The 8928-nt window shown below is 59.3% G+C and carries 13 protein-coding genes; 7 read left to right on the forward strand and 6 right to left on the reverse strand.

Going from position 1 to position 8928, the window contains the following annotated elements:
- Nucleotides 1-19 precede the first annotated feature (19 nt).
- Nucleotides 20-172, forward strand: a complete 153-nt coding sequence (locus EOA32_RS38510) for a hypothetical protein (protein ID WP_189407055.1) — start codon at nucleotides 20-22, stop codon at nucleotides 170-172.
- Here EOA32_RS38510 and EOA32_RS10960 read toward each other — a convergent pair.
- Nucleotides 169-405 carry a hypothetical protein gene (locus EOA32_RS10960; RefSeq protein ID WP_128371760.1) on the reverse strand — a complete coding sequence of 79 codons (237 nt, stop codon included), beginning with the start codon at nucleotides 403-405 and terminating at the stop codon, nucleotides 169-171. The genes EOA32_RS38510 and EOA32_RS10960 overlap by 4 nt on opposite strands.
- A 186-nt stretch (nucleotides 406-591) precedes the next feature.
- Between EOA32_RS10960 and EOA32_RS10965 the strand changes: the two genes are divergently transcribed.
- Nucleotides 592-789 carry a hypothetical protein gene (locus EOA32_RS10965; protein ID WP_067324884.1) on the forward strand — a complete coding sequence of 66 codons (198 nt, stop codon included), beginning with the start codon at nucleotides 592-594 and terminating at the stop codon, nucleotides 787-789.
- A 17-nt stretch (nucleotides 790-806) separates the two neighbouring features.
- Here the strand turns inward: EOA32_RS10965 and EOA32_RS38515 are convergent, their stop codons facing one another.
- On the reverse strand, nucleotides 807-971 hold the full coding sequence (locus EOA32_RS38515) for a hypothetical protein (RefSeq protein ID WP_189407057.1): 165 nt from the start codon (nucleotides 969-971) through the stop codon (nucleotides 807-809).
- A gap of 373 nt (nucleotides 972-1344) precedes the next feature.
- Here EOA32_RS38515 and EOA32_RS10970 point away from each other — a divergent pair, with 373 nt between their 5' ends.
- Nucleotides 1345-1650 (forward strand): hypothetical protein, encoded by a 306-nt coding sequence (locus EOA32_RS10970; protein WP_128371761.1) that lies wholly within the window; start codon nucleotides 1345-1347, stop codon nucleotides 1648-1650.
- 272 nt (nucleotides 1651-1922) lie between these two features.
- Nucleotides 1923-2081, forward strand: a complete 159-nt coding sequence (locus EOA32_RS38520; RefSeq protein WP_189407059.1) for a hypothetical protein — start codon at nucleotides 1923-1925, stop codon at nucleotides 2079-2081.
- Here EOA32_RS38520 and EOA32_RS10975 read toward each other — a convergent pair.
- Entirely contained in the window at nucleotides 2078-2281 is a 204-nt protein-coding gene (locus tag EOA32_RS10975; protein ID WP_128371762.1) for a hypothetical protein, read from the reverse strand. The two genes, EOA32_RS38520 and EOA32_RS10975, sit on opposite strands and share 4 nt — an antisense overlap.
- 335 nt (nucleotides 2282-2616) lie before the next feature.
- Here EOA32_RS10975 and EOA32_RS10980 point away from each other — a divergent pair, with 335 nt between their 5' ends.
- The 3 genes from EOA32_RS10980 (at nucleotide 2617) to EOA32_RS38530 (ending at nucleotide 3463) form a co-directional block, all read left to right on the forward strand.
- Nucleotides 2617-2841 carry a hypothetical protein gene (locus EOA32_RS10980; RefSeq protein ID WP_245499240.1) on the forward strand — a complete coding sequence of 75 codons (225 nt, stop codon included), beginning with the start codon at nucleotides 2617-2619 and terminating at the stop codon, nucleotides 2839-2841.
- 270 nt (nucleotides 2842-3111) lie between these two features.
- A complete protein-coding gene (locus EOA32_RS38525; RefSeq protein WP_189407061.1) occupies nucleotides 3112-3264 on the forward strand; it encodes a hypothetical protein in 153 nt (50 codons plus the stop codon).
- Between the two features lie 49 nt (nucleotides 3265-3313).
- On the forward strand, nucleotides 3314-3463 hold the full coding sequence (locus EOA32_RS38530; RefSeq protein ID WP_189407063.1) for a hypothetical protein: 150 nt from the start codon (nucleotides 3314-3316) through the stop codon (nucleotides 3461-3463).
- Here EOA32_RS38530 and EOA32_RS10985 read toward each other — a convergent pair.
- Genes EOA32_RS10985 through EOA32_RS10995 form a run of 3 tightly spaced genes read right to left on the reverse strand, consistent with a single transcriptional unit; the run spans nucleotide 3460 to nucleotide 8674 of the window.
- Nucleotides 3460-4404, reverse strand: a complete 945-nt coding sequence (locus EOA32_RS10985; protein ID WP_128371763.1) for a discoidin domain-containing protein — start codon at nucleotides 4402-4404, stop codon at nucleotides 3460-3462. The two genes, EOA32_RS38530 and EOA32_RS10985, sit on opposite strands and share 4 nt — an antisense overlap.
- Entirely contained in the window at nucleotides 4404-5543 is a 1140-nt protein-coding gene (locus EOA32_RS10990; protein ID WP_128371764.1) for a hypothetical protein, read from the reverse strand. The genes EOA32_RS10985 and EOA32_RS10990 overlap by 1 nt, the downstream gene beginning before the upstream one ends.
- Nucleotides 5544-5557: 14 nt before the next feature.
- A complete protein-coding gene (locus EOA32_RS10995; protein ID WP_189407065.1) occupies nucleotides 5558-8674 on the reverse strand; it encodes a phage tail protein in 3117 nt (1038 codons plus the stop codon).
- Nucleotides 8675-8928: the final 254 nt, after the last annotated feature.

The following is an 8928-nucleotide window of genomic DNA, read 5'->3' on the forward strand; positions in this document are numbered from 1 at the left end:
CTTGCTGCGAGAGAGTGCAATGGAAAACACATTTCAAGATTTAGCCCGGATCCTGACCACGCCACGTCCTCGCTTTCCGTACGGCGCCTTGCTATTGCGGCTTGCGGAAAGCCTCGCGACAGGGCTGGCGATCGGCGTGGGCATCGCCGTAGGGCGCGCGCTGGCGGGTTAGCGCATAACCTTAGGGCTCGTATCAGGAGAATAGGTCAGCGTGATCCGCTTGCCGCCGCAGACGGCGCATTTCATCTTCGGCTTCAGATCCCACTCCATGGCCGGAGCATCAGCGCCGAAGCGATCCCGGAGCGCCGGCAGTTCGAGCTTTTGATGCCGATGGCAGTCGAGGCATCCGCCAGTGACGGACATGCCCGCGTCGATGAGCCCTTGCAGTGTCCAGCCGTCACTCATCCGGACGAAATAGGTTCCCCCTTCAGAAGACCAAGAGCCCGCTCGCTGAGGGCACAAGCGGCGCTCCAGGGGTCTCTGCTACCCAACGGCGCGATCTCTGCTGGGCACCGCGCCGCGAGCCCCAACTTGCCGACTGGTGGAATGTTCCGATCCTTGTGATAGACTGCCACTTTCTGGAGAAAGCAGATGAGACCGTACGGCGAAGTGCTTCGGGAGGCGGTTGAGATGATGACTGACTTTGAGGTCGTCTATCAGGACGGTTCAACTGGGCCGATCACGACTGACAACCTGTCAATTCGCAACGGTTCGACGCTACGTGAGGCAGTCGAGGAGTCGTTTCCGAACTGCCACATCCGCGTGAAGTCGGAATTTGCGTCCGCCTAGGGCCTTCAAAGGCTGCCTTAGGTTCCCTCCTCGAAATCCTGCAGCGTCGCATGGCGCAGCGTGTGCTCACCGCGAAGGAATTTCACCCGGCCGGTGATACCGGGCTTAACCCACTCCACATCATCGGCGAAGGCGCTGGGGGACTCGCTGCGCTGGCTTGGACGCCCTGGCCTCTTGAACACGCTTCCACAGCCGTTCCTGAGGCCGCTGGCCGCCGTCCCGGCAATATCGGCCACCGCGCGCCGTGATCGCTGCAGCGGGCTTACCCGGCTCGCGTATGATGCGCAGAAAGCTCGAAGTCGCGGGCGATTGCCAAGAGGTTACGCGATCACGCCATGTCCTTTTGAGGTAGAAAATAGCTATCTTGCATGTGCGGCGGACCTGCTTGTTCGCCTGGCCGGCGCCGGGCTCTCAGGCAATTCTCCCCCACGAGAAAGGCGCCGGTCACCTTAGCCCGCCGCGCGGGTGTGGGGGCACACCCAGCGGCGGGTTATCGGCTCTGCTGAATATTAGCCATCGCTTGACGAAGCCGGCTACCGCTCCAGAGTCTTCGTTATGGCAAAGGGCATCAGCATTGGGGACGAGGTTGCGATCACGGCAAAAGTGCGCCGTCGCGTAACGGAGGACCGGGTCAGCGTGTCGATCCCCTCCTACGGCCAGCCTCATTCGATTGTCGATCGGATCTCGAAGGTGAAGCAGGGCCAGGAGATCGAGCTTCGAGGCGATGTCACCCGCGTCGATGAAGGCAAGGTGACCATCAACCTTGGCGTTCCAGTCACGGTGAATGCCGATACCGTCAGAGTGGTGACGCCTTACAAGCCGCCGACGAGGAAGAGGCCGCTTGTGGACAAGCCGACATGACGAAGCTCTCTCCGAGATAGGTTCGCAGCGACTCGATCGGTACGAAGGATTTCCGTTGTCAAGCGCCTGCTAAAGCACGATAATGGCGACCGATGCAGCAGACATCCCTCATACCCCTCTCGCTGCATTTACCCAGAGATTGGCCTGGCGGTTTATCCGCCGGGCCTCTTTCTTAAGACTAGCATGGCTCTTGAGCGTTCGCTAAGAACTGGTGTCTTCGCACCAGAGGATGGGGGATTCACAGCGAATCCGTTTCGATCTAGAATCTTGGCATGGAAAACGCGCTCGATGATCTTGCTCGCATCCTGAAGACCCCGCAAAGGCGCCTGCGGGACCGCTACGGCGCGATTGTGCTGCGCCTGGCTGAGAGCCTCGCTTCTGGCCTCGCGATCGGCGTGGGCTTTGCCCTTGTGCACGCGTTCGCAGGCTAAAACGCAAGCCAATAGACCAACGCGAGGACCATAGCTGCGGCAAGCGCACCGGCCAGCAGGTCGATCACAGGTATCATTAGGCTCTTGCGACGGCCTTTGCGCAGCGTAGCCGCGTATTCGCTGTAGAGGCGCCGGCCATCCTCGCCAAAGCGGTCGGCATTCGGATAGACTTTCTGCGGCTTTCGTTTAGGCCTGGGCATGAGTTCCCCCACAACCCGCAGCCTACAATGGCGACGGCGTAGCCACAACCGGCTGCCCCTGTCTCGTTTCTGCACAAGAATGCTGGCACCGGCCTTGCATCGGACTGCCTTGCCGGTTTCATCCCCGGCAGCTCGTCGGGCTTGAGGCTGTTGTTGGGGGCCTCGCCCGGCGAGTTCAGGCTTGCTTTAGCCACCACTGAAATTCTATGCTCTTGCTGGGGAGATGGGGCGTGGGCAGACGTTATCGCGACGTTGCTGACAACCGATACAACCGCCAGCGCTATCGGTTGAGGCGGGCGGCCCCGAAGCGTGCGTCATGGTGGACGACCGCTCTGATTGCTGCCGGACTCATCGGCGGAGCGCTAGCTATCCAGATCGGCCCCGCGTTCACCAGTTGCAACATCAAGGGCAACATCAGCTATTACGGCGGCCAACGCATCTACCATGTGCCGGGCCAGGAATATTACAGCGAGACTCGCATCAATCTGCTCAAAGGCGAACGCTGGTTCTGTAGCGAGGCGGAAGCGCAGGCCGCCGGTTGGCGCAGAGCAAGGCGATGAACCTTCTGGCCGCAGTCGCCACTATGCCGACGCATCATCCACAGCTTCCGCCGGCTTGAACCAAAACGACATTGCCATCGGCTGCCGGGGCGCTATGGTTAACATCGTCCGGGGGTTTGGCCACCCCTGTCCCCGGATCAGGCCCGGCAGATCGTCACCACTTCCCCCCGAAGCACTGATGGCCGCCGGGCCGCTCTCCCTCCCTTGTAAACCGTACGGAACCGGCAGATAATGGCTGGCGCGTACGAGGAGCTTTTGAGGGAGAGTTCCATGCGACTGATCCTAGCGATCATCGCCGCGCTTGCTGCATTTACAGTCTGGGACGGCGTGGCGAACGAGAGCGCATACCGATGCGCGTTGATGACGAAGATTGAGCGGGCGGCAGACTTTCACGGGCACGTCAGGGTCTCTTGGGACGACTAGCCCGCCGGGCTTGAGGGAAACTTTAACGTTCGCAGCGCATGATCAGCCGATGAGCCACACCCGGGAATTTCTGTTCATGCTTCTGGTCGGCGCCATCGTCGGCGCGCTAGGCATAGCGATCATCCACGATTACCGGACGAGGGCTAATGCCTTCACCAAAGAGCAGCCAATCACCCCGTGGTACGGACGGCGCGCCTAGGCGATCCTGAATTGGATCTCCATCAGCCAAGGCGTAGAACTGGTCGTGCCCGATGTCTGGCGCAGCTTGTAGTACCTATAGCTCGTTGAATTGCTGAAGGTCACCGTCTCGACACATACGCCTCCGAGCGTGAAGCTGCTGCCGACACCGGTATAGCTGGAGTCGTCGTTGGAACCTTCGAGAACCCACGTTCCATGCGAGTTGTCGGTGTCCTGCAGCCAGGTAAATGCAGTGATGATCTTGCCCGACCCGAGGTCAAATTTTACCTCCTTCGATGATTGACCGCTGCTGAAGAAGCAGGCGTCAGTCGTGTTGAGGTCGATTACGCCGTCGATAAGATTATCGATCGTTCCGCCACCCAATGTCGCAGTCGTGCTGACGGTGATCGAGGCCGTTCGATTCCCGGTCTCTGCCGCATCTCGCGATGTCGGGTCACCTGTCGCGGCAATCCTGAACTCGATCTCTCGCAGCCACGGCCCCGAGTTGGTGACCCCGGAGGTCTGGCGAAGCTTATAATAGCGATAGGCGGTTGTGTTCGTGAATTCGTAGAACGTCGCCAGCGACCCGGCCGAACCTAGCAGGAACGAGCTACCGATGCCGGTATAGGTGCTATCGTCGTTCGAGCCTTCCAAGACCCAAGTGCCATGATGGCCAGTCGTCCCCTGGGACCAGCGGAAGCCATTGATGATCTTCTGAACGCCCGACCCGAAGTCGAATTTGACTTCGCGGGTACTTTGGCCGGTGTTGAACCAGCACCCATCGGTCGAGTTGGCCCCATAGCCGCCATCAACGAGGTTGCTGATGCTGCCTCCGCCAAGCGTCGCGGTTGTCGTCACCGTGATCGAAGATGTGCGGTTGCCGAGGCCGCCGGCGTTCCAGTAGGAGGGCACAGGGTTGGCGGGGGCGCCACCAAAAGCGTAAGGGTTTAGAAGAAAACTCATCAGGTGCGAGTCCCGATAAGCGTGACCTTAAGCCCCTTCGCGGTGCCATCGCCAACCTGGTCGATGTCCACAGTAATCAATGCATCATCGGCCAGCGATGCGTCAGAGATGACGGCTGGCGTTGCTGCGGTTGTCGACGTCAATTCGGTATTGTCGATGGTCAGCTTGGTCGACAGAATCGTTGTGCCGCCCTCGTTGATATCAACTGTAAAGATGGAGCCAGAGGACTGCGCGGTTACTAAGCTAGCGCGCACAGCAGTAAGCGTAACCCCCCGCGGTATGCGGAATGAGACTTTTGCCGTGCCCGTAGTCAGCGCGGTCGATTCGTCGGAGCAGGCGACGACCATCTCAAACGGCGTACCGGCTGCAGCCCCAACCAATGGCGTTCCGTCGGCACGCACGTAGGCGAGACAGATAACGTTATCGCTGCTGTCCTGCACAAACATGGCGCGATCGCCAGCCGCCGTTGTGATGTTGGCGCCACCCGGCAACTTTAGCGTGGTGGCATTATGTGTGAGTGTCAGCGCGCCATCAAAAATGATCCAAGCAGGCCGGCCGTCTTTCGCCGTTGCCCAATCAATATCTGTGATGGTGGTCGTTCCGGTAATATGGAAATATCCGCCTTCGCCCAAGCTAACGGTGCCAGCACTTGCAACGTCGGAACCCTTCTCCCAAAGCGCGGCAAGAGCATCGGGCGTCACGATCTTGCCTGTATCGGTGCCGGTGAGCACCTCTGTTGTTGATGCTGTCGCCCCTCCAGTTCCGGTCGCTACGATGGCGCCAACAAGTCCATTCGTGGTCCCATCTGTGTAGAAGACCCCAAGCTTGCCTGCCTCAACCGAAACCGTGGTGCTGCCACGCGTGACGGTGATTGAGTCCGCTCCATCCGTGTTGTGGACAAAGAACAGGGCTCGCTTTACGGCCGGCACAGTCAACGCTCGCGTAGCCGACAGTCCGCTCGGCACGAACGTCATGGCCGAGCGGAACTGCGCGCTAGTAAGCGTGACATCCCCGCCCGAGAAGTCGACCGTAAGGATGTCAGCCAGTGCATTTGCAATAGCGGCATCGCCGTCGTTAGACGTCTGCCATTGGCTATCAGCCTGGCCATCCGCGATGGTCGGGAGATTCAAGTCATGCATGGATGGGGTAATCCCTAAAGGTCGATGGTCACTTCGCGCGTCGGACAGATGACGCCTGTTCCAGACACCTGCCTGATGTCGACAGTGATCTGCGCTGGGATCGAACCGAAGTCCGTGGTGATATCGGCGGCGAGGTAAGTCTTGGTGGTGGCATTGTCGACGGTGTATGTGCGCAGTACAGTTCCGCCAGGACCGTCCTTAACCCTCACGACATAGCGCTCGAGGCTTTCACCTAGAGGCACAGCATAGTCGCCATCATCCGACCAATATGATCCGATGCGGGCGCGCCGGATCCAGTTGAACACGATGTCAGAACCGACGACTCCCGCGGTAAGGTGTGCAGGCTTCGGAATTTTCTCTGCTTCACCCGATATTGTTCTGGTCACTGCGGCCGTCGCGTTGATGTCGCCGCCAAACCCAACCGGCTTGAAGTCGTAAGTGTCGTCAAGGTCAGCGATGGCGTAATCTATCCGCTGGACATTTTCCTCCGAGAGCCAGACCACGAAATCTCCGATGAGATGACTGGCTGTGTATTCTTCCGAGCTTTTACGTCCCCGCCTCAGTCCCTCGAACGTATATGACCCATTCGCATTGCTGGTGATGGCCATGACTTGGCAGACCTCCCATCGACCTGGCTGGCCTATGGCGAAGAAATTCGCGCCATTCATCATTTCGAGATAGGTCGCGGACGACAGCGTGCTTGGATCGCCGGAGATGAATGCAACATCGAGCGTCCGCGTGAACTCCGTCACATAAGGGATATCCCAATCCGGCAATGCCTCTAGCGCGATGCCGACGACGCCATTGACGGTCTGCCCAGCGACGGGCTGATACTGGGTTGTCGCGCTCTTCCGGAAGAGCGTCGCGCCATCCCAGAACGGCTGTCCTGCAGATGCAAGGACGTGATACTGAACCAGCCCATCGCCAGCCAGATCATGTCCATCCGACATGAGTGGGATATCCAGGTGATAGTAGCGGCTGGCCGGCGTTCCTGCCGGGCTAGGTTCCGTGGGCCTGCCCGAAGCACCGGAGATAGACACAGAAACGCTAGACAGGAACTCGGTCGCAACCACATCGATCATATAATCGGGTCGAGTCGTCGTCTCCGTAATGCGTGACGTTACGAGCCGGTTGGCGAATGTGAATTGCGCAATATCCTCCGGCTCAAAATCGATATATTTCGACCTGAGCGTCATCTGGAACTCATGCCGTTCCAGCGCAAGACGATTTACCTTTTGCGTAGCGAGCGTCTTGATCGTATCGGCATCAACGATAATCGGAATATCCGCCTTCACCGACTGATCGGCCGGCGCCACCGGGAACGGAAGTGTCGGGATCTCGCCATACTGCGGGCGGGCCTGATAAATCTCCGCAGGATCACGGTAGTTGATGCCATAGCGGGAGACGAACTCTTCCGGGTTCAACCGCTTGGCTTTGATACCTTGTCCGCTCTGGTCGGCAATATCTCCAGTCGAAGAAAGAACCGCATCGATAGCGAAGGCTCCATCCGTCAGAGCCTTCTTGAAGATGATGACGCCGGAGCGCTCAAAGATAGCGATCGAATATGGCTCGCACGTCGCCCGCGCGATATCCCTGACACCTGCGGTGATGTCGAACACGGCGCCCTGGATCTGATCGTCGATGTTGACGGTCTGGACCTCGGAGGGGTCGAAGCCGCCGCCGTGCACCATCAAATCGGAAAGGAGATCGGCTAGGAAATACAGGTCGGTTCCCGTCGCAACATTGAACCGGGTCCTGATCGCCGCCGCCACGTTTTTGGTCGTGATCAGCGTGTTTGAGGGGCCGTAATAATTGTACAGGTTGGTTGCCGCACTGCCCTTGGAAATCGACGTGGTGACGCCAGTCTGCAGGTTGGTGAAGCGGTAAGCCGTGAGGTCCTGGTAATAAAGCTCATCATCGAGCACCTGCATGTCAGGCGGTGCCAGATTCTGCGAGGTGGCTACCGGGATCTGATAGGGGACCGATGCCGTCCACACGGTCGAGCCAGTAGCGCCGTCGATCCTCGTGGCGGTGCCGTTGTCCGTCCAGGCCACGATGTCGTTGTCATAGAGGACCGCATAATTCAGATCGTCGGCGAACGTCGCAAGTTCGACCGTGGTAGTGACGAGGCCGGCGGCGTTGATCGTGAGTTTCCAGAGAGAGCTGCCGGCGCACACCCAGAAGTCACAGTCATTGTCCCGTACTTCACCGGCCAGGATGCATTGAGGGACGCCCCGCCCATCCCACGAGACACCGCTGATCGACAGGCGGCTGATGGCGGAGTCTGTGAAGCGGTAGAGCGACACATACCCGAGATGAAAAGAAGCGATCAGCGCCAGGCCAGTGCCGGTCGGAAGCACGCATGCACCCGCACAGCAGACGGATTGGCCGGCATCGCCGATCGGGTCAACGGCCTCTGCCACAGAGACACCCGTGATTGGGTTCAGGATTAGCGGATAGGTGCCGCCGCCTGAGCCGGGTACGAAGCCGACCGTCAGGATGCGGTCGAGGTAATGGAAATACCGGAATAAGCCGAAGCCGAGGCTGGAATAGGCCTGGCCCAGCCCGCTGACCTGGATGGCGTAGATCTCCCGCAGCGCTGAGATCGAGAAGCGACGGATCGTGCCGATCGCATCGGAATAGCCGTAGAAGGTGTCACTGTCGGGGTCGATCGATGCCCAGGTGGTGATCTCGTCCGAATAGAACGCCTGGAAGCTCGATGCCTGGACCGATGATCCTGTGCTTTGGATGAATTCCGCCTCGACGGTCGGCGGCGCGCCAAAGTCCTGAATCGGGAAGTCGGTCAGAACGATATCGATATAGCCGCGATGGGCGGATACGTTGCTGGTGCCCTCTTGCTTGACCATGGTCGGGTCGCGGCCCTGCGTGCTTCTCCCGTCATAGAAACGGAACTTTAGCCCCTTGGCCCGGTATCCCGTCGTGTTGTCGTAGATCAGTTTGCCCGCGGCCCATATCCGTTTTACGGCCCAGGTTGAATTGGGCACGAGCGGACGCGCGAAGCGCAGCCGACAGGACATCGCGCTTGTCGTGGTGGTTACCTGATCCCACCATTCCATATGGGTTTCGGTAACCGTGACGATTGGTGCGACCCAGATATAGGCTCCGGGCAAGCGAGCCTTCCCCCAAATCACCGGAATGGTTTGGCCAAAAGCCGATGTCGGCAGCGTCGTTTGGATAGGCGAAGCTTCGGGAACGGTGGGCGAAGTCGTCGGCGTACCCCAGCCCCCCCATGAGCCGAGCTGGCCGCGATCACGAAGACCTGTCATGTCCCGGCACCGCCGATGAAATCACGACCGGGCAACAGGTTTTCACCCCTGAAATTTATGGTATTTGAAAAGCGGGAAAGGCACATGGCAAAGGTCTT

Origin of the sequence: Mesorhizobium sp. M1A.F.Ca.ET.072.01.1.1 (genome assembly GCF_004023325.1) — a bacterium.
In the GTDB taxonomy this organism is placed as follows: domain Bacteria; phylum Pseudomonadota; class Alphaproteobacteria; order Rhizobiales; family Rhizobiaceae; genus Mesorhizobium.

What these genes read in the sequence shown, in the direction of transcription:
- EOA32_RS38510 (WP_189407055.1), top strand. Translation starts at nt 20, where the DNA reads ATGGAAAACACATTTCAAGATTTAGCCCGGATCCTGACCACGCCACGT.
- EOA32_RS10960 (WP_128371760.1), bottom strand. Translation starts at nt 405, where the DNA reads ATGAGTGACGGCTGGACACTGCAAGGGCTCATCGACGCGGGCATGTCC.
- EOA32_RS10965 (WP_067324884.1), top strand. Translation starts at nt 592, where the DNA reads ATGAGACCGTACGGCGAAGTGCTTCGGGAGGCGGTTGAGATGATGACT.
- EOA32_RS10970 (WP_128371761.1), top strand. Translation starts at nt 1,345, where the DNA reads ATGGCAAAGGGCATCAGCATTGGGGACGAGGTTGCGATCACGGCAAAA.
- EOA32_RS38520 (WP_189407059.1), top strand. Translation starts at nt 1,923, where the DNA reads ATGGAAAACGCGCTCGATGATCTTGCTCGCATCCTGAAGACCCCGCAA.
- EOA32_RS10975 (WP_128371762.1), bottom strand. Translation starts at nt 2,281, where the DNA reads ATGCCCAGGCCTAAACGAAAGCCGCAGAAAGTCTATCCGAATGCCGAC.
- EOA32_RS38525 (WP_189407061.1), top strand. Translation starts at nt 3,112, where the DNA reads ATGCGACTGATCCTAGCGATCATCGCCGCGCTTGCTGCATTTACAGTC.
- EOA32_RS38530 (WP_189407063.1), top strand. Translation starts at nt 3,314, where the DNA reads ATGAGCCACACCCGGGAATTTCTGTTCATGCTTCTGGTCGGCGCCATC.
- EOA32_RS10985 (WP_128371763.1), bottom strand. Translation starts at nt 4,404, where the DNA reads ATGAGTTTTCTTCTAAACCCTTACGCTTTTGGTGGCGCCCCCGCCAAC.
- EOA32_RS10990 (WP_128371764.1), bottom strand. Translation starts at nt 5,543, where the DNA reads ATGCATGACTTGAATCTCCCGACCATCGCGGATGGCCAGGCTGATAGC.